Source organism: Halarsenatibacter silvermanii (assembly GCF_900103135.1).
GTDB classification, from domain to species: Bacteria; Bacillota; Halanaerobiia; order Halanaerobiales; family Halarsenatibacteraceae; genus Halarsenatibacter; species Halarsenatibacter silvermanii.
The window spans coordinates 62,323-81,435 of the sequence record NZ_FNGO01000007.1 but is presented as its reverse complement, the minus strand read 5'-3'; the positions used below and the strand labels follow the sequence as shown (position 1 = coordinate 81,435).

Below are 19,113 nucleotides of genomic sequence, written 5' to 3'. Positions count from 1 at the left end.
ATCCTAATACTCAAATCCGCGATTCTTGCCTGAAGTTTATAAAAATGATGCTGCAAACCTTCTTTCTTAAACCCTTACTCTTCATGTGATTAATATTAGTCTCTGTAATTCCTGATGGAGTTTAATTGCTGTATCTGTCCTGATAGCCAGCTTCTTTGAGCCTGCATCTGATTTAAAGCCACTTCCATGCGGCCAAAGTTGCTTCTAATCTGCCCCTCCCTGCGTTCCACGCGGCGTTCTTCGCTGTCTATCCTTCTGTCTAATCTGTTTACCCTGCTCTCCAGCGAGCGCTCCCGGGAATCCAGTATGCCGCCGTACTGAATGTAGGATTGAATGGAATCGCTTACCCTTTCGGCCACTCCCTGTACGCCTTCATCATCCTCGCGGGCGGTGAAAAGGGCCTGAACACCTTCAGGGTCGGTGTCTATAGCGTCCGTGAGCACATCTTCATCCAGCCTCATTTCTCCCGTGAAACCGGAAGCTAAACCATCTGCATCTATCTCTATGCCTATATCGGCCAAATTTCTAAAATCATACTCTTCGCTGTCCAGAAATACGGTGTTGGTCAGCATGCGCCTGATACCGGAGTTGAGTCTTCTAATTGTGGTATCTCCCTGCAGCATATCGCCTTCGCCCATCTCTTCGCGTAAATTATCGATTAACTCGTTATAGCTTTCCACGAAACTTCTCACTGCATCCAGCGTTCTCTCCGAGTCATTTTCTACAGTAATTGTGACGCTTTCCTCGCTTACTTCCTGCAGATTAAGTGTGACATTCTCTATTACATCCTCTATACCCTCATTAATGCTCTTCTCCACTCTAAGGCCATCGACAAAAAAGATAGAATCCTGGCTCTGTCTTAATTCCTGCTGGAAATCAAGCTCACCATTATTCTCTTCCATTACTCCCAAATCCTGTAGAATATTATCCGTATCTGTAAAGGATATTTCGTTCTCCGCTCCCATCTCCGCATGATTTAATATCAGAGTTTCGTTCATAATCTCCGCTTCTATATCCGCCTCTTCGCTTTCAGCGTTGATTAAAGTTCTGATATCGTCGAGACTCATATTTTCTTCTACGGTAAACTCCATATCATTCAGCTCAAATGTGCCTTCTAAACCTAGCTCAGTATGGATGTTTAACTCTTCACCCTCATCCAGTTCGATATCCAGATTGAGCTCGTGCAGATTCTCCCCCGCCACTCTGTGGGACTGAGCCAGCTGGTCGACCTCTACTCTGTAGCTGCCTCTCGTAGCATTTCTGCTGGCGGTGGCGGTAATTATATTCTCATCATTGGACCTGGCAGTTCTGCTGGTAAATGTAGTGGTCCGTCTAAGTGAAGATATGCTGTTGTCAAACTCGTTCATTACCTGATTTATACTCTGCCAGACTTTTTTCTCATTCTGTGCGTTTTCTTTCTGTAGCTCAAGTCTTCTTATAGAGCTTCTTTCAATCTGTATTAACTGTTCTGTTATCTCGTCGGTGTCTATACCAGAAGCCATGCCTGTAAGTGCTATGCCCTGTACCATGATAGTTCGCCTCGATTCGATTGGATTTAACTTCTCCGGGGGCTGATGTCCTATTTTTATTTATTCTTCCCCGGCGCAGCTTATGGATATTGGACTAAAACCTAATGACGAAAAATACCTCCTCAGATTTTTGCGTAATAGATAATTTAGTACAAAATCTTCCCGTTTTAACTCCCTGACCACCTTTTACCTTTTGATAATCATTGTGTTTAAAACATAAAGGTTTATAAAGGTTTATGTTGAAAACATATTGATTAACTGTAGGTGAGGCAAAATATTTTTAAGTGCTATCAATGTTCAGCTGTCAGGGATAAAATGGATTACTTTAATTTTCGTGCTATCAGTCAATGTTGCTGAGAGTGGTGCTGAGCAACATTTTTGCTGTCAAAAAGGCCCAATTTACTTACAGATGTTGCTGAGATGGTGCTCATTTGTTGCTGAAAAGGGTCTATTTTGCCAGTATCTGTTAATTTATAGCGAAATGTTGCTGGGATGTTGCTGAGTTGTTGCCGGTTTGTTGCTGAGCAACATTACATATATGAACCAACAAGTGAAACAAATGAACCAAAACCTCTCATCATATATTCGGTAAATGATATAATTTATTGACTTTTACTCTAGTATTTACCTTACATCATCATGTCCGAGAAGCTGGCCGAACCTAACTGTTGTATCTGGCTCATTACCTGCTGCTGTTGCTGTTGGGCTTCGTAGACTGCCGTCTCCATTCGAGTAAACCGTTCTCTAAGTCTTTCTTCCCGGCTTTCCATCCGTCTTTCTTCCCGTGCTATGCTATCCTCTATGCGGCCAATCTCGTTCTCAAGGCTATCCTCTCTATCACCAATCAAACCACTTTCATGAGCTCTCTCACGCACGTAGGTCTCTACCTGCTCGTTGACTCTATCAATGAGGCCATCTACTCCTGCTTCTTCATCTCCTAAAAACAGGTTCTGTACTTCGTCCATGTGGTGGTCTAAGGCCTGATTGAACTCTCCCTCATCAGCTATGCTCATAAGCCCGTCAAAATCACCTGTTTCTGAGCTGGCTGCATCAATTTCTATGCCCATCTCGCCCAAGCTAAATATTTCCTCGTTTACCTCACCTATGTCTTCTACAGCTCCCATGACAGCGTTTCTTAAGGAACTCTGCAGTCTTCGAGCGGTAACGTCTCCCTGCAGAGGCTGTTCCTCATCGGTCATCTCAGAAAGATGAGTCTGTACCTCGTTGTAGCTCTCTACGAACTCATTAATGGTCTCATCGAACTGGGCTGTATCCTCTCTAACCTCTATATCGAATGTCTCCTCTTCTGCACTTTCGCCCACAAGGTCGATAGTAACATCATCGGTTAATTCTATATTCTCGTTGGTGGCACTGGTTTCCGTCATACCCTCTATCTGAAACTCAGCATCCCGGGCTTCGGTGTGTTCATCCTGACTTAGAGTTAAAGTCTCCAGTATTTCATCGTCACCAGTATCTTCCCAGGCTATGGCGTTCTCATCTCCAGTCTCGGCTGCTTCTATTAATAGTCTACCTCTAACTATTCTGGCTCCAGCTATATCTCCCGCCTCCTGATTGATGCTGCTTCTGATATCAGCAAGGCTGTCCTCTTCCTCTATATTTATATTCACTTCCGTATTTTCGTCTTCAGCCAGCGATAATTGGAAATCACCATCTAAACCCAGCGCTTCCTCGGTACCCTCTACATCCAAATCTTCAACATCCCATACAGCTTCATCGGCCATAAAAGAATTAGCACGAGCCCGATGTTCAACTCTCATATCTCTATAGGTTGCAGGCTGTGCCCCCGGCTCGGCATCTACTGTCATGACTTCCTCATCACCGGAGATAGCCTCTCTATCCTGGTAGATATCCTCGTTATCCAGGGCGGAGAATGTATTATCAAAGTCAACTAGATTCTGATTTATTTGCTGCCATACTTCCCTTTCGCTCTCAACCTCTTCTATGTCCTGCTGCTGTCTGACGATGGATTGACGTTCTATCTCCATCAGCTGATTTATTATTTCATCTGTTTCCAATCCTGTGGCCATACCGTCAAATGATACTCCCTGTACCATGTATATTCACCTCAATTCCTTACACTTCTTTAAATGTGATTAATGATGCAAATTGTGCTGGTAATAAATTGTGATAGTTGATTTGATTATTGGATAAAATTGTGTGCCCGAAATAGGTGAGTAAATACTAAATTACTTAATCTAATACTTCTCATTCTCTTATCTGGTAAAAGATATATAGTAATTACCTTCTCTCATCAAAGATTATACCTATCATCTCATCCAGTCTGGCCGCCAAGTCCAGCACATCCTCGGGCGGTATCTCTCTAATCAACTCATCCTCTACAATATCCCATACCTGGATAAAATAGTCGTTGGATTCCTCGTGTATCTGGAAGTCAAACCGTTTATCAAATGCCCGAACAAAATCATTTAATCTATCCAGCTCGCCCTCCAGGTAATCGGCCACCAAATCGTCCAAATCTCTATCGAGTCTATCCTCTCTCAGTCTTCTTCGCGGTTCAACTCCGTCTATTTCCAGTTCAACCGGTGCTTCTTGCTCTCTGGTTTCCGTCAAATCCTCGGCAGTTGGTGCATCGGCAGCGTCAGGTGATTCGGGTGATTGGGGTGCATCCTGAGTATCTTGTGCTTCTCTCTGCTGCGGATTTGAGCTTGCTTCGCGGACAGCTTCCGTATTTGATGTGGATTCTACTCTCATAATTTTACACCTCACAGGATTAGATGGCTTACCTTGCACGGAAATATATAATTAATTAAGCTCCTGCCTAACATGTTAACTTTATATTGAGTAAAAAAAGAAGGAAACCTTTTTGTGTAAATGATATATAAATATAGGGAGGTAAAGCCGCTAGCTGACCCGTAAAAGAGCCAGCCAGCAGCGTATTAAGTCCTCCCGGGTTAAGCAATTTGTCCAATCTGTCTATTTGGTCTATTAGTTGTATTAGCCGAGAAGCTGAAGTACGTTCTGAGGAGCCTGGTTAGCCTGTGCCAGCATGGCTGTACCGGCTTCTTCCAGTATCTGAGTTGTGGTGAAGTCGGTCATCTCTGCTGCCATATCTGTGTCGCGTATCCTTGACTCAGCAGCCTGCAGGTTCTCGCTGGCTACTTCCAGGTTGGATACTGTGTGTTCGAGTCTATTCTGTACGGCACCGAGTTCGCCACGCTGTTCGGAGACTGAAGTTATTGCTTCATCTATTGTGCTTATGGCTGCATCTGCTGCTTCCTGAGTTTCAACGTCAGTTCCTCCTACTTCTAGTAAAGTACCATCAACTAAAGCCCTATCATCATCTGGATTCAATACTTCTTCATCGGTCATTACCATTTCGCCATCTTCTTCCTCAACGGCAAAATATGCTCCCTCTTCTTCATCGAATTGTGCTATCATAACGCCATCATCATCTTCTATAATACTACCATATTCCTCATCTTCAACTGCCTCAAACTCGCCAGGTTCTAAACCCAGATTTTCAAATGATTCTTCATCGGCGCTGTCTATTATGGATGCATCGAAGGATTCAATGTCTCCATCTTCATCTACATTTGCTGTAACATCCAGTGTATCGCCTTCCTCAGCTGCTACATCATCGAAACTAAGTGTATAATTAGTTCCGCCTTCTATCCAGCTATTTTGGTCAGCATAAGCATCAGCCTCAAAAGTAATCGTTGTTTCGCCATCTTCTACCGTAACTTCGGTGAATTCTTCTGCTCCTTCGATGACTAAATTACCATCTTCATCTTCAACTATATCACCGTCATACTGTGAGATATCCCAGGTGACTGATTCTGTTTCCCAATCAACATTATCGATATCGGTGGTAACATCTCCAGATATACCACTATCATCTACTTCAAAGGGGTCATTTTCATTTATTGTTAGGGTTTCGTCTGCATTCAAACCATCTGTTGAAAGGGTCACACTCTCAGTTTCAGGGTCATCAGGATTTGCATAAATAGTTAAATCATTATCGACATTATGGTCCCATTCAGCACCCCAAACTTCATCGGTGTCTACGCCATCAAGTTCCACACCTTGCATCGAAGCACCGCTTAAATCGGCGCCATCATCGCCATCTAAATGCACTATACCTGAGGTGACTTCTCCACCAAAGCTAACTTCGCCTCCATCATCTAAGTCTCCATCTTCTATATCTTCAATACTTGTGCGTTCCGTATCTAACTCACTCCAAGTATCACCGTCTTCACTTACAGCATATATCTGGCCATCATCTGCTTCACCGTCTTCTCTACCTTCTAGAGCATAATCATACGTAGTGTCACCTATTTCAACACCATCTTCTACTTCAACTACATTAAATTCAGCATCAATATCACCATCAGCTAAAGTGCCTAACTCTCCATCAGTATCATCTAAACCATCAAGACCATCAATTTGTCTTGCCGTATAATCACCGGTTACATCGTAGTATTGTTCAACATCTTGTGTATTGAATCCATCAATATTATCCAGTTCTACACCCAATGCCTCAATATCACTTACAACATCCAAAGCATTGGCTCTCATATCAGAGATGTCCATATCGATGTTTTGACCTTCATTGGCACCTATATGGAAGATATTATCTTCAAAGGAGCCTTCCAGCAGTTCCTGTGTGTTGAATTCAGTGGTTTCGCCGATTCTGGTAAGCTCTGCAGCCAGCTGGTCCATCTCCCGTTGAATTTCACCTCTGTCCTGCTCGGTCAGAGTGTCGTTAGCAGCCTGTACGGATAGTTCTCTCATTCTCTGCAGAATCTCATGTGATTCATTCAGTGCACCCTCTGCTGTCTGGATGAGTGATGTGGCATCCTGTGCGTTCTCAGTTGCCTGGTCCAAACCTCCAATCTGACCTCTCATCTGCTCACTGATAGATAAACCAGCTGCATCATCAGCTGCGCGGTTAATTCTAAAGCCAGAACTTAATCGTTCCATGTGCTGTGACTGTTGCCTATTAGTCTCCGACAGATTTCTGTAAGCGTTGAGTGATTCAATATTCGTTTGAATTCTCATTAGTTTTCATCCTCCTTGATGAAAGTTTTTAAATAATCTTTTCTTAATTTGTTCCAATGTGGTTCTTTTAATGTGGTTCTTTAGTGAGTCTTCCATTTAGTATCTAGTGTCCAGATTTTCTCCGGTCCGGTGATGCCAGATGATGGTATCTACGTGATGATTTGATATTTTATTTTTTTGATGTAAACTTAATAGATGATTATTTGATGTTGCTGAGCTGCGATAGTTACATCGAGTAGTTTCAATTGCTGTCAGTTATTGAAACCTATTGTTAAAAGCGCATCACCGTCCCCCGCGGGCTTCCCTGCCGTTGGGGCCTTCCTGGTCGCCTACTTCCCCGCCCTGCACCGGGTCGGCCGCCCCCGTTGCTCGGGAAGGGGATTTCAGTAACCATCACTACTGCAAACTTTAGCAGGTTTTCTGCCTGCAGCAGTGAAAGTCACTGAAAAACCAATCGAACAAAACTTTCTTCTTACTTATTTTTCTCTCACTTATTATATCGAAAGATAGGGTGAATTTTTTAAGTATCCTAATTGCAACAGAAGCGCCATCAACTACTTTCAGATAAGTTTAACTGCCATATACTCCCCTATAACCCCTTTTTACTCCCTTTTTTCATCATCTTCGCCGCTGTCAACCGTCAGCTCTCCCAGCTTTTTAAATCCAGCAGCTTTAGCCGCTTCTACGTTCTCCTGACGTATTCTCTCATAAATCTCCTCCCGGTGCACCTCAATCGAACGCGGAGCCTCTATCCCAATCTGAACCTGATTGCCCTCGATCGACAGCACCTGAATTTCTATATTTTCTCCTATCATGATCTTTTCATCTTTTTTGCGGGTAAGCACCAGCATCAGGCGCTCCCCTCCTTAATAGGCTTGAGTTCGATGGGATGCCGCAGCGGATAATGATCCTGATCGAGTATCACCTGACGGGCCAGATTTTTCTCCACATTGATAACAACCGGCGCCGAAAGGTTGGCATAAATGCGATTATTCTCACCCTCCAGGTTAATTATCACCACAACCCCCACTTCTTCCTCTTTTTCTATCTCCAGAAGCTCCTGGGTGGCCTGATTTATCTCAAATTCATAACTGTCAGTAAAACTAACCGGCTCCAGAGTCACAAAGGCCAGCTCCGAATAATCCAGCGACTGCAGAATCAAAAAAGGCGATTCTTTTTTGAGCGGCTTCAATATAAACTCGTGGGCATCATCGAAGCCGGGGAGTCCCCGGGGAAAAGTTATTATCTCATCTTCCTCGATTTTGATCGTGCCAAATTCCTGCGTCTCCACTTCTCGCGTTGCCATATAATTTTACCTCCATCTTTGCTTAATTCTTTATGCAAACTATCTTCACTGAAAAGAACATCAAGCTCTCTCATCCACCTCGCTGCCGGGAGGAATAATCTCCATCCCCGGCTCCTGCCTCAGATAAATATTGATAGAACCCGGTTCAAATCTGTATTCCGGACGGTTTAACCTTCCTTCTCCCTCGCTTACAGCTTCGTATTGAGCCGGGTCCAGATTGAGCTCCAGCTCAGGACCCTCCACCTGAAATTCCGGCGGCGACAGATATTCAACTTCCACCCGAACATCATCATCCAGCATCTCCTCAAAAGCTATATCGGCGATATCGTTATTCTGAAAATCCATCAGCCGATCCCCGATCTCCCCGTAGCGGCCGATAGCTTCTAAAGCCACCTCGAAGCTCTCCTGCACCCGCATCTGCATCCGGTCGCTAAAATTATAAATCCCCATATCCTGACGCATCTCGGTCATATCAATATTGATGTTAATGGATTGGCTCTCGAGCTGCACCTGCGGGCTGTCAGAAGTTATTTCCAGCCTGTCCAGCCGCCCCTCAATCTCCAGCTGATGGGGCTGGATATCTATGCCCAGTTGACCGGACTGCTGATTTATCTGAATGCTGGAAATATCCATGGATTTTCACCCTCTAACTTTTTTCACCTTCTCACTCCTAACTCCTGCTTCCCATAACGCAAATCCAATACACTTAGTTTATTTATTCCTCCAGCAAAACATGAAATTCATGTGATGATCTTGATGTTTTCACCCTTAAAGCAGTCACCCACAGCAAAAATAAGACCGAATAGCATGGACGCTGAGAGTCGAGCGGGGCACAGGATGTGCCCTCGCGAGAGCAGTCTTATTTTTGCTGAAACACACTGTGGCGTTAGAAAACATCATGTGAAGAGCATTAATTTTCATGTTTTGCCGCGTCATTTATTGCAAGAAATCAACCAGCGTCGGCTGAATTATCCTCGCTCCCGTAGCCAGCGAAGCCTGATAAACCGACTCCTCCATGCGCATCTCCATAATCGTCTCAGCCATATCGGTATCCTGATTTTCCGAAAGCAGTTCACGCAGATTTATCGTATTATCCTCCAGCCGGCCTTCAGTCATCTCCAGCCGGTTCATTCTGGCTCCCAGATCCGCCCGCATAGCAAGATTATCATCGAGCGCATCATCAAAATCTTCAATATCACTTTCGCCCAGCATTCGCGGACCGTTGACATCACGAAATTCACCCATACCGTCCTCTTCTGCATATTCGCTGCCCTCGAAGAGCAGTTCTCCCAGAGGAGACTCTGACAGATCAACACTATCACCACCATCATCAACAAAATCTATGCTTAGTTCAGCTTCATCCCCTGTTCCGGGAGAACGAAACTCGATCCTATTATTCCTCAGCCTGGCGTATCTTTCGTTTTCAGTTTCCAGTTCTTCGTTAATTTTATCATTGACACGATTCGCAAATTCGCTGCGTGTGAGATCAGCTACATCTTCGTCATCTTCGACCAGATCAGCTTCGCCTATACTAAAAGACTCAGTTTCTCCAGCTTCTGGATCATATACTTCTATTTCCATATTTATCTCTTCTCCATTTATATCACCAAAATCCTTTCCCAGCGGTCCAGACTGGATCTGATTGCTGTATATGCGGGCGCTGCCTCCTTCCAGATCATCTATCACATTATCCAGAGCATCGATTGCGCTGCCGAAAGCTTGCTCACCATCGACATTCACAGCCATCTCCACGCCCGGACTTATCTGCCTCAATATATTTTTATGATCACCGACAAAATTGCCCTCATCGTCGAAAGGCGCCTCATCAGTCCTCTGACCGCTGAAAACATGCCTGTCGCCGTGCCTGGTCTCAGAAATCGAGATAAGTTCTTCCCGCAGCTGTCTCATCTCACTGGCCAGATTCTCCCGCTCATCTGCTGTAAGCGTATCATTGGCTCCCTGTATAGTAAGCTCCCGGGCCCGGTGTATCACGTTTACCGCATCGTCCATGGCGCTTTCGGTAGTTTCAATCCAGGCCTGAGCTCTATTGATGTTCTCTTCAAACTGCTCGCTGCTGGCGATGTCACCGCCTAAATCCATGCTTCTGGCCGCCTTGATGGGAGCCTCCGAAGGAAACCTGAATTTCTGACCGGAGGAAAGCTGCTGGCTGTAATCATCCAGCCGCTGCATATTGTGCTGCAGATTATTTTTCATGTTGTTTACCATTACGCCCTGAGTTATTCTCATCTGATTCACCCCTGTTTTAACTTTGCTGATCTAATTCCGCCCCGCTCCAAACTTTACTGCATCATGCCGATCAGCGTGTTCATGTTCTCCTGAAAGGTCGTGATAACGTTGGCCGCTGCCGCGTAGGCCTGCTGATATTTAACCATGTTGGCCATCTCTTCATCCAGCGAGACTCCGGAGATGGATTCCCGCTGATTGTGCAGCTGATCCGAAAGCGCTTCAGAATTCTCCACCATCTGATTGGCCCGCTGTCCATCCACGCCCAGCGAGGATATAACTCCTTCGAAATATTCTTTGACCGAGGATCTTTCCTCGCCGATATTAATTTCATCCTCATTTATGGTCCTGGCCAGCGAAGAAGCATTGGAACCGCTGCCGCGGGGAGTATCGAAGGATATGTTGGCCTCACCCCGATCGGCCACGGCCAGGTTGAATTCGTTATCGACGCTGAAAAGAGTTTCTTCATCATCGTCTACAAAAACTTCCTCAGTCGGCATTCTGCCCATGACTTCCCGGTAAATATCCTGACCTTCTAATTCATCCAGCTCTCCTTCCGGCACCCGTACCTCTTCATCTTCCCAATCGACTTCTATCTCTTCAATATCTTCGTCTTCTGGCACGTCCACGTCGAAATCGAGACGGTTGGCCGTGCCCGAGGCCTCTATCTCTACAATATCATCTCCCTCGGTTGAGATATTATCGATGTGAACCTCGCCTGCGCGAATATTATCGTTCTCCGACCCCGTCAAAACCGCATCAAAATCCAGCGAGAGAGGATCATCATCAATTTCCTCAAATTCTAAGTGATCATCTCCCAGCTCTCCATCTGGGTCAATTTCCACCGCTTTTTCCAGTAAATCAAATTCTTCTCTATCCTCGCTGACAGCGACTATCTCGTCGTCATTTTCATCTATTAGACCGTTATCATAGTTTGTTTCATTATTGTCAAAATAATCATCCAAATCTACAATCTCATATTGCTCATCTTCCTCGATGGCAATATCTTCTATATCTTCTTCAGCCGACATCTCCGTGGCTGTATTCGTCCACACATCCAGCTCCACATCTTCCTCGTCGAGCCCATTATCAACGTCGTAGTTCACATCCACCTGAAAATCCTGCTTGACCTCGCCGGCAGCAATCTCCTCAAAATCAAAGCTGGTGCCGTCCTCGCCAAATGTGCCGGCCTCAACCCGATAGCTGTAGCTGTCATCGACAATATCATCGGGATCAAAATCAATAACCCGGGCCACGGAAGGATTATCGCTGTAATTGCCGCCCGCTATATTATCCGTCGACTCGCGAATATTTCTCGATATCTCCAGCCCCCAGGCCGGATTATCCTCGTCCGCCGCATAGGTAAAAAACTCTTCCCCCGGATCGCCATTGAGGTCATAACCGGATTTATGAACATCGTTAAAATGATCGGCAAAAGCCCTGGCCATATCATTGAGCTCATCTATATAACCGCTGTCGTGACCTTCACTGCTCAAACCCCCGATCTCTTCATCCCTGATCTCCAGAAGACCGGAAAGTTCGCCTCCGGCAATGTTGGCCCTCTCCCCGGTATGCTGGTGATACACTTCATTTAAACCATCGTCATTCTCTCTTACCCCCAGAGGTTTAACGTTTTTCCCCGTTACCACCTGCGTGCCGCCCATGGTTATATTGATGCTGCCGGAAGCCTGTTCGCTAACGCTGATATCCGCCAGCTCATTAAGCTCGTCCAGCAGCCTATCGCGGGTATCCATGAGATCATTGGGCTGGTTGCCGCTGCCCTTAACCGCAATAATCTGTTCGTTTAATTCCGCTATCCTGTCAAAAATCGAGTTTATCTCATCGACTCCGGCTTCGACCTCGCCGTCCAGCGAGTTCTGATATTCGCGCATCTGCCGATAGATATCATTGAAAGAATCGGCCAGAGTTACACCTCTTTCGCGCACCGTGGTGCGGGCCGATCTGCTTTCGGGCTCGTTGCTCAGTTCAGATAATCCATCGCGAAAATCTATCATGGCCTGATCGAGATTGTTTTCGCTCGGTTCATTAAAGATCAGCTCCAGGCGCTCCAGACCTTCCGACCTCTGATTCCAGTAGCCGCCGATCTGGTTTTGCCGCCTCAGCTGTCCATCTATGAAATTATCCCGCAGCCGGCTGATCTGCTGCACCTCGACCCCCGTACCCACCTGACCGGCGGAAGTCGGCATGTTCCGGCCGGGTTTGGAATAGGGGCGGGTGGCTGCCAGCTCGGCCCGCTGACGGGTATAGCCGTCGGTATCGGCGTTGGCTATGTTATGACCGGTGGTATCCAGCGCTTTTTGGTGGGATTGAAGCGAACTCAGCGCTGTGTTAAGAACGGTAAACTGACTGGTCATGGCGGTTTACATCCTTTCTGCGATGCTTTCTTTAAAAAATTTTATCAAAAACTTTTATGCCCTGCGGTCGATAATGTTGCGCACCTGCTCCTTATCGACGCCGTCATCTCCGGCGGATCCTTCCTGCTCCGGCTTCTTATATACTCCCTGCTCGTCGGCTCCCTGCAAAAATAATTTAAAAGTTACTTCGTTAAATTTCATGGCCTGCAGCAGCAGCTGGCGATTTTGTTCGTTGACTCTATCCAGCTCCTCCAGCAGCGGATTCAGCTTATTCTGCAGCTTTTTGAGGCGGCGCCGGCGCTCGCCCGACACCTGCTCTTTCAAAGCGGAGATATTCAGCTCATCTTCTCCCGTCAGTCCGGCCAGTTTATCTGCCAGCCGGCCGCGTTCTTTTTCGAGAGTTTCTATCTCCTGCAGAACCTTTTCTTCCCTTTCGACAACCTCGCTCAAACCCTCTATGTCATTTTCTATCAGCCGCTCCTTTTTTTCTTCAGCCAGCTTCAGGGCTTTTTCATGTACATCGGCCATCTCTTTTAATATTCGGCACAGTTTATCCACCAGCGGCTCCAGTTCGGTCAAATTCTCTTCTCTGCCGAACTGACCGCCGGCCTGGGCCTGACCCTCTTTTTCGCTGGAAAATTTGGCCGGTTCTGGACCCTGAACATCCATCTTTTAGCTCTCCTCTCCTGAAGCTGGATTGGCGGCTTCCATCTCATCTATCATGCTCTCGGCTATCTGTTCTGGATCGATCTCATAGGAGCCGCTCTGCACTTCCTGACGCAGCTCGGCCACACGCTCCTGGCGGATATCGGGAGTTTCCTCCATCTGAACGGCGAATTCATGGATCTGCCGCGCTTCGGCGGATATCTCCATTCTATCGCCGCTTTCCCGCTCCTGATTGGCCTCGCTCTCGCTCAGGAGCTGACGCTGCTGCTGATAAATTTTCTGAATCTGCTGGGGATTGACACCATTAATTTCCACTGCAATTCACCTCACAAATTTACTCCGAGAATTGATTCATTCTTTCCTGACTCTTTTTTTGCTTTTCTTTCTATCTTCACTTATATTATCGTCATATTCGCGCAAAAATTAAAAGCAGCTGAGTTCATTTAAACGGCCTCAGCTGCCCTAAAAGCTTATTAGCTCCATTTTTTAGCCTCAAATCCCCTTTTTGCTCAATTTTTGCCCTTCCTTCTATCATTAATCCTGTCTTTCGTATGCATTTCCTTGCTGTCCGAGCGTTTTTTCTTCTCCTGTTTTTTCTTTTTATCGCTGGAATCATCACCGCTCAGGCCTTGGGCCAGCTCCTGTTTGCAGCTGGAACAATAGCGTCCCGAAGAGATCGAAACCCCGCAGCGTTCGCATTCTAAAAGACCGTCCACTACCACCTCGTCGGCCTCCAGCCGGCCTTCCTTGACGAATTCGATAATCAAATCTTTCTCGACTCCGGTCTCCTCATTAACCCGATCGACGGTGGCGTTGGGATTGTCCCAGAGAAAATCCTTAACCTTTTTGTATTTTTCCTCCCGCTCGCCCATGCAGTCAGGACAGAACTTCTCGCCTGCATCGGGAGCAAAAATATTGCCGCAGCTTTTGCAGTTTTTTATATTCACTTTCGCTCACCTCCTCGGACACTGATCAATCTTCCCGACCGCTTATCTCGATCGGCACCGGGTTAAATTCAATTCTTTCCTCGGCCGTTATCCATCCTTCCAGCTGATAAATGCCGGTCTCAAGAGCTTCATCGATTTCAAAGCTTTCCTGCCAGCTTCTGATCTCGCCCGGTTCAAATGTCTTGCTGTGCAGAGCCATGGTGAAACCTCTGCCTTCAGACCAGCGCCATTTGATCTCATCTTCATCATCGCCACCCTCGCGCAAAAGCAGCAGGTCATAAACCTGACCGTCCCGGAAATTCAGCGTCTGTTCTTCTTCTGAAATATTCCAGACCTTCATCTCAACTTCAACTTCGTCGCCGCTTTCTGCCGAAGTTTTATCCGCATCCAGCCAGGCGACGAATAAAGGCTTTATGCCCTCCAGTTCCTGCACCAGAGTTCGAACCAGCCCGGCATCGAGCGGGATATCATCTGAGATATCATCGTCTGCATCCGCATCCGCGGGCCTGGCAAATTGCTTACTCTCTTCTACGATAACCTGATCCTCTGCCAACTCATAATCCCAGTCAAAATGATCGGCCAGTTCGGACAAAAGAATGCCGGGGTCTTCGAGGTCTTCAATATCTTCAATATCTTCAATTTCTTCCACGATCGGCAGATTGAGAATCTGCTCTTCCGGCAGCTCTTCTTTTTCCTCAATCTGAAAACCGTTGGCCTGAACCGATTCTGCCGATCCGCCGCTCAAAAGAACACTCACAACCGCAAAAACCAAAAACATCACCGCCATAGTCAGCCCGACAGCCGTCAATCTTTTCATTGACGATCACCCGCCTTTTTAATCCTGCTGATATTATGCACTTCTACATCGAACTCTCTTTTCCTGCCGGGCTGGACTACAGCAGTAATATATGCTCATCTGTGAGGCCGTTTTAACCCTTCCAAATGATCGAAAATTTTCCCCGCATCAGGGGAGTTCGGTCAACTGCTCCATGTTGCCCTTGATATTTTGATATATATCCAGATACTGTTCGAAGTACTCATCATAAATTTCATAATTTTCTTCAGAGGGCTCGATGGCCGGCTTGAATTCCAGCCAGTCTTCGATCACTTCGGGAGAATCAAATACATCGGTTGCCAAGCCTGCCAGGAGCGCATCACCCAGAGGTGCTTCAACATCATCCTTGATTATTTTCACCGGATAGCCGGTTACATCTGCAAATATCTGCGGCCATAATTCTGATTGAGTCACGCCTCCGCTGATAATTATCTCCTCATCAAGCTCGGCTTCTGTTTTTTCGACCAATTCCACATTATGCTTCAGGGCATAGGCGACACCTTCGAAAAATGCTCTATAAAGATGCTCGCGAGAATGATATAGACTCAGGCCAACAATGGTGCCGCGGGCATTGCTGTCCCAGATTGGACTTCTTTCGCCCATAAAATAGGGCAAAACCAGCAGTCCCTCCGAGCCGGGAGGAATATCTTTTGCCTTCATCTCCAGCAGATCATAGGCTTCCAGATCTAATTTAGCACCAACATCCTTTTCGAGTCTGGCAAATTCATCCCGGAACCATCGGGCCAGAACTCCAGCAGTGCTCGATCCGCCGAAGGTATAAATCTTTTCTTCTGATTCGAGAGAATAGGGCATACTGACAAGTTTGGGCGAGAGGTTTCTCTGCCTGGTTATAAGTCCCCAGCACATGGAAGTGCCGGTCATGGCTACGTGACTTCCTTCCGCAAAAGCTCCTGCACCGACATTGGCCACAGGAGCATCTATACCGCCGGCCACCACGGCAGTATTCGGGCTTAATCCCAGCTCTTCAGCTGTTTCATCTGTGAGTTTACCCACCACATCAGTACAGGAGACCAGTCTGGGCAGCATCATATCTGAGGGTATGCCCAGATCATTCATCATCTCCTCCGACCATTCACGTTTTTTAAGGTCGAAGACTCCCCCTATGTTCCCGGCCGAAGAATAATCCACGGCCAGCTCTCCGGTCAGCTCGTGAATTGCATAATTCGCAGGAGGTATGAAATATTCTATTTCATCCCAGATTTCTTTTTTGTTGTTCTTGATCCAGAGCATTTTGGTAAAACCAAAATAGGAATTTACATGATTCCCCGTTATGTCGAATAATTTATCCAGATCCACGTTATTTTTAACCCAGTCAACTTCATCTTCAGCTCTCCTGTCCATCCAGATCAGGCAGGGAAATACCGGTTCCAGATTCTCATCAACCGGAACTCCTGCCCCGCCGTAGAGACTGCTTATGCCAATTCCCTTAACGCTTTCCTTATCCACCCCGCTAATGGCCTTAACTTCTGAAATCGTCTCTTTTACTGCTTCAACCCAGACATTCGGCCACTGTTCAGCCCAGCTCGGCCGGGGCGTATTCACCTCATATCCGCTGTAAGAGTGGGCAAGGACTTCTCCGCTTTCGCTCAAAAGCACGGCTTTCGTTCCCTGAGTACCTATGTCAACGCCTATCACATGGGACATATATAAACCCTCCTTTTGTCGTGTAATTTAAACTTTCTGTCATATAGTTTAAAATTCAATATTTACTGCCCATAATCCTCCTGATACCGCCTGTGAGCTCGTTCAATGGCCTCATCGGGAAGCCGGTCGGGCTCTCCCCGGGTCTGAGCCAGATGAACGGTTCGGGCTGCATCTTCCACCATCACCGCGGATTTGAGCGCCGCCTCCGGACTTTCGCCCACGGTAAAGACTCCGTGATTTTTCAGCAAAATCCCCGGCGAATCGCCTATGTTTTCCACGATCGCCTGACCGATATCCTCCTCCCCGATGGGGACAAAGGGTCCGACGGGAATATCGCCGCCAAATTCGTCGGCTATCTGCGTGAGGCAGGCCGGAATGGGCTCGCCTAAAGCTGCAAAACTGGTGGCATAATTGCTGTGAGTATGCACCATCCCATTTACATCCTGGCGCTGCCGGTAAACGTATAGATGGGAAGCAGTGTCGCTTGAAGGTTTTTTATCGCCTTCCAGCACCTCTCCCTGCAGATCGACCACCACCATATCCTCCGGCCCCATCTCCTCATAGGGCATGCCGCTCGGCTTGATGACCACCCGATCATCGCCGGGCCTGCGGCCGCTTACATTGCCGCTGGTCATGGCCACCAATCCCTGCCGGGGCAGCTCGACATTCATCTCATAAACTCTTTTCTTCATCTCGTCCAGCATCTGATCTGTCACCTCCAGTCTAAAATTTTTATTTTAAACTATTCTTCGCGCTATTTATTCTTCGTTCTATTATTATGGATCTTCTCTCCAACAGCTGGTGAAATTTGTTTAAGATCATCTTTATAATGTGAATTGCTATGTATATTACTGAAAGATATAAAGCTCTGTTCACAATGAAATTTTTCCCCAGCATAAGTTTAGTTTTCGGCCAAAAAATTGTGCTCCCTTCGCGAGAGCTCATCCCTGAGCTCGCGCTCAGCCCGGCACATCCTGAGCCGGGGACACTATTTTTTGGCCATGGACTTAACCTGAATTGCGAAAAATTTCAAGTATCACTTCGCTTTATATCTTCCAGTACTACTAAATGAAGTTTTTGACACACCTATTTACCAGCAGTTTCGGTGGAGAACCATTATTCTCTTTATTCCTTGAGCTGTCCCGTACTCCTTAAATAAGGCTTCAACTCCTGAAACACCGCACTTTTGATCAAATTCTCCGCCTTCATTTTATACTCTCCCCGCCGCAGCTCCCGGTACTGTTCCGGCAGATACTGCCGCAGAAGAGGGGGAGGCACATCCAGTCTGTCGAAGTTTTTCTTCAGCCTCTCCCGCGCTTTTTTCACCGCCGGTCGGGAAAGATAATAGCGGCTGCGATCAAAATAACTGTAACGGCAGGCCAGTTCGATCTCCTCTCTGCTGCCCTGATAATAACCCTGCCAGCTTTCCGGATTTTGTTTCATTTCCGCCAGCAGAATTTCGGAAAAATTAGCCTTTTCATCGCCCTCCGGCAGCTGCCAGCTCAGCTCTTTTACAATGGCCTCCAGGGCGAAAAGCGCCTCCCGCAGAACGAAGGTGAGGCCCGGGCCAACTTTCAGAATGGCTGTGCCATCAGCCACCATTCTTTTTAAAGCTTCAGGGGTCTGATAATCGGTCGAATGCCCTTCAAATACCAGATCATCCCGCCGGGAAATAAAATCGCTCAGATCTTCGAAGTCCTCCGGCCAGTAATCGAAAACTTCAAAACTTGCAAATTCCACCCCGGGCTGGACCACAAAAGCCATCACCCGCTCCCAGGCATCCTCGAGATCTCTTTTCTGGAAGGCCTTTTCCATGGCCTCAAGGCTCTGCTGCAGCTCGGCCAGTTCCGTCACCACCGGCCCCTTACCGCTTTCTGCATTTTCATCGCCGCCGGGGGAAGGAACTTCGCTGCCCACCACGTAATTGGGAGGAATCTCCCCGGTCGAATCGCCTTCGGCAAAGCCTTTCTCGGCCGCCTGGCAGAGCTCGGCGGTGCGGGCGGCTATTTTTTCCACCGGCAGCGGCAGACTGTCATCGGCCAGCGGCGGACTGGCATCGAGATGCAGCTTATCGAAACCGGCCCGGGCATAGTCATAGGCCATCTGCCGGCCCTTTTTCATGGCCTCAGCCGCCGGCTCATCCTGAAAGGGAACAACACCCAGATGATCGCCTCCCAGCTTGAGCTTATCCCGCTTTACTTCATACTCTTCTGCCATTTCCAGAATCCAGGAACAGAATTTGTCGGGAGTGCGTCCGGTATAACCGCCAAATTGATTGACCTGATTGCAGGTCGCTTCGATCAAAATATTTCCCTCTATGCTGTCGGCATGAGCCAGCACCGATTCCAGCACCTCGACGCTGGAGCTGCAGATAGAAGCTATTCCCGCCGGCCGGCCTGCTGCCTGTTCCTGCAATATATCTGCTGCAAATTTCTGCATATTTAATTACACCTCTGTAAAATAAATCGGCATATTCGTAGACAATCCTCAATTCTCCTTTTAATCC

Annotated in this window: 16 protein-coding genes; all 16 read right to left on the bottom strand. The window is 47.0% G+C overall.

Going from position 1 to position 19,113, the window contains the following annotated elements:
- Positions 1-95 precede the first annotated feature (95 nt).
- The gene (gene fliD / locus BLT15_RS05275; RefSeq protein ID WP_089759394.1) at positions 96-1,529 is read right to left on the bottom strand and encodes a flagellar filament capping protein FliD; all 1,434 of its coding nucleotides are present in this window, start codon (positions 1,527-1,529) and stop codon (positions 96-98) included.
- Positions 1,530-2,158: 629 nt separating this feature from the next.
- Positions 2,159-3,604, bottom strand: a complete 1,446-nt coding sequence (gene fliD, locus BLT15_RS05270; protein ID WP_089759392.1) for a flagellar filament capping protein FliD — start codon at positions 3,602-3,604, stop codon at positions 2,159-2,161.
- Between the two features lie 184 nt (positions 3,605-3,788).
- Positions 3,789-4,262 carry a flagellar protein FlaG gene (locus tag BLT15_RS05265; protein ID WP_089759390.1) on the bottom strand — a complete coding sequence of 158 codons (474 nt, stop codon included), beginning with the start codon at positions 4,260-4,262 and terminating at the stop codon, positions 3,789-3,791.
- 243 nt (positions 4,263-4,505) lie between these two features.
- Positions 4,506-6,569 carry a flagellin N-terminal helical domain-containing protein gene (locus BLT15_RS13730; protein ID WP_282549716.1) on the bottom strand — a complete coding sequence of 688 codons (2,064 nt, stop codon included), beginning with the start codon at positions 6,567-6,569 and terminating at the stop codon, positions 4,506-4,508.
- A gap of 602 nt (positions 6,570-7,171) precedes the next feature.
- A complete protein-coding gene (csrA, locus tag BLT15_RS05250; protein WP_089759389.1) occupies positions 7,172-7,420 on the bottom strand; it encodes a carbon storage regulator CsrA in 249 nt (82 codons plus the stop codon).
- Positions 7,420-7,875 (bottom strand): flagellar assembly protein FliW, encoded by a 456-nt coding sequence (gene fliW, locus BLT15_RS05245; RefSeq protein WP_089759387.1) that lies wholly within the window; start codon positions 7,873-7,875, stop codon positions 7,420-7,422. The genes csrA and fliW overlap by 1 nt, the downstream gene beginning before the upstream one ends.
- Positions 7,876-7,935: 60 nt before the next feature.
- Positions 7,936-8,508, bottom strand: coding sequence for a DUF6470 family protein (locus BLT15_RS05240; protein ID WP_089759385.1), 573 nt, complete (start codon positions 8,506-8,508; stop codon positions 7,936-7,938).
- Positions 8,509-8,811: 303 nt separating this feature from the next.
- Positions 8,812-10,122, bottom strand: coding sequence for a flagellar hook-associated protein FlgL (gene flgL, locus BLT15_RS05235; RefSeq protein ID WP_089759382.1), 1,311 nt, complete (start codon positions 10,120-10,122; stop codon positions 8,812-8,814).
- Between the two features lie 53 nt (positions 10,123-10,175).
- Positions 10,176-12,494, bottom strand: coding sequence for a flagellar hook-associated protein FlgK (gene flgK, locus BLT15_RS05230; protein ID WP_089759380.1), 2,319 nt, complete (start codon positions 12,492-12,494; stop codon positions 10,176-10,178).
- A gap of 54 nt (positions 12,495-12,548) precedes the next feature.
- A complete protein-coding gene (locus tag BLT15_RS05225; RefSeq protein ID WP_089759378.1) occupies positions 12,549-13,163 on the bottom strand; it encodes a flagellar protein FlgN in 615 nt (204 codons plus the stop codon).
- Between the two features lie 3 nt (positions 13,164-13,166).
- Positions 13,167-13,475, bottom strand: a complete 309-nt coding sequence (flgM, locus tag BLT15_RS05220; RefSeq protein WP_159429827.1) for a flagellar biosynthesis anti-sigma factor FlgM — start codon at positions 13,473-13,475, stop codon at positions 13,167-13,169.
- A 194-nt stretch (positions 13,476-13,669) separates the two neighbouring features.
- Entirely contained in the window at positions 13,670-14,107 is a 438-nt protein-coding gene (locus BLT15_RS05215; RefSeq protein ID WP_089759374.1) for a hypothetical protein, read from the bottom strand.
- A gap of 25 nt (positions 14,108-14,132) precedes the next feature.
- Positions 14,133-14,924: a BsuPI-related putative proteinase inhibitor gene (locus BLT15_RS05210; protein ID WP_089759372.1), complete on the bottom strand. Its 792-nt coding sequence runs from the start codon at positions 14,922-14,924 to the stop codon at positions 14,133-14,135.
- Positions 14,925-15,071: 147 nt separating this feature from the next.
- On the bottom strand, positions 15,072-16,607 hold the full coding sequence (locus tag BLT15_RS05205; RefSeq protein ID WP_089759370.1) for an FGGY-family carbohydrate kinase: 1,536 nt from the start codon (positions 16,605-16,607) through the stop codon (positions 15,072-15,074).
- Between the two features lie 62 nt (positions 16,608-16,669).
- A complete protein-coding gene (locus BLT15_RS05200; protein ID WP_089759368.1) occupies positions 16,670-17,311 on the bottom strand; it encodes an L-ribulose-5-phosphate 4-epimerase in 642 nt (213 codons plus the stop codon).
- A gap of 421 nt (positions 17,312-17,732) precedes the next feature.
- Complete coding sequence (locus BLT15_RS05195; RefSeq protein ID WP_089759367.1) at positions 17,733-19,046, bottom strand: class II D-tagatose-bisphosphate aldolase non-catalytic subunit; 1,314 nt, start codon at positions 19,044-19,046, stop codon at positions 17,733-17,735.
- Between the last annotated feature and the right edge of the window lie 67 nt (positions 19,047-19,113).

What these genes read in the sequence shown, in the direction of transcription:
- BLT15_RS05195 (WP_089759367.1), bottom strand. Translation starts at nt 19,046, where the DNA reads ATGCAGAAATTTGCAGCAGATATATTGCAGGAACAGGCAGCAGGCCGG.
- BLT15_RS05205 (WP_089759370.1), bottom strand. Translation starts at nt 16,607, where the DNA reads ATGTCCCATGTGATAGGCGTTGACATAGGTACTCAGGGAACGAAAGCC.
- flgL (WP_089759382.1), bottom strand. Translation starts at nt 10,122, where the DNA reads ATGAGAATAACTCAGGGCGTAATGGTAAACAACATGAAAAATAATCTG.
- BLT15_RS05225 (WP_089759378.1), bottom strand. Translation starts at nt 13,163, where the DNA reads ATGGATGTTCAGGGTCCAGAACCGGCCAAATTTTCCAGCGAAAAAGAG.
- BLT15_RS05200 (WP_089759368.1), bottom strand. Translation starts at nt 17,311, where the DNA reads ATGCTGGACGAGATGAAGAAAAGAGTTTATGAGATGAATGTCGAGCTG.
- BLT15_RS05210 (WP_089759372.1), bottom strand. Translation starts at nt 14,924, where the DNA reads ATGAAAAGATTGACGGCTGTCGGGCTGACTATGGCGGTGATGTTTTTG.
- flgK (WP_089759380.1), bottom strand. Translation starts at nt 12,494, where the DNA reads ATGACCAGTCAGTTTACCGTTCTTAACACAGCGCTGAGTTCGCTTCAA.
- fliD (WP_089759392.1), bottom strand. Translation starts at nt 3,604, where the DNA reads ATGGTACAGGGAGTATCATTTGACGGTATGGCCACAGGATTGGAAACA.
- BLT15_RS05240 (WP_089759385.1), bottom strand. Translation starts at nt 8,508, where the DNA reads ATGGATATTTCCAGCATTCAGATAAATCAGCAGTCCGGTCAACTGGGC.
- fliD (WP_089759394.1), bottom strand. Translation starts at nt 1,529, where the DNA reads ATGGTACAGGGCATAGCACTTACAGGCATGGCTTCTGGTATAGACACC.
- fliW (WP_089759387.1), bottom strand. Translation starts at nt 7,875, where the DNA reads ATGGCAACGCGAGAAGTGGAGACGCAGGAATTTGGCACGATCAAAATC.
- BLT15_RS13730 (WP_282549716.1), bottom strand. Translation starts at nt 6,569, where the DNA reads ATGAGAATTCAAACGAATATTGAATCACTCAACGCTTACAGAAATCTG.
- BLT15_RS05265 (WP_089759390.1), bottom strand. Translation starts at nt 4,262, where the DNA reads ATGAGAGTAGAATCCACATCAAATACGGAAGCTGTCCGCGAAGCAAGC.
- csrA (WP_089759389.1), bottom strand. Translation starts at nt 7,420, where the DNA reads ATGCTGGTGCTTACCCGCAAAAAAGATGAAAAGATCATGATAGGAGAA.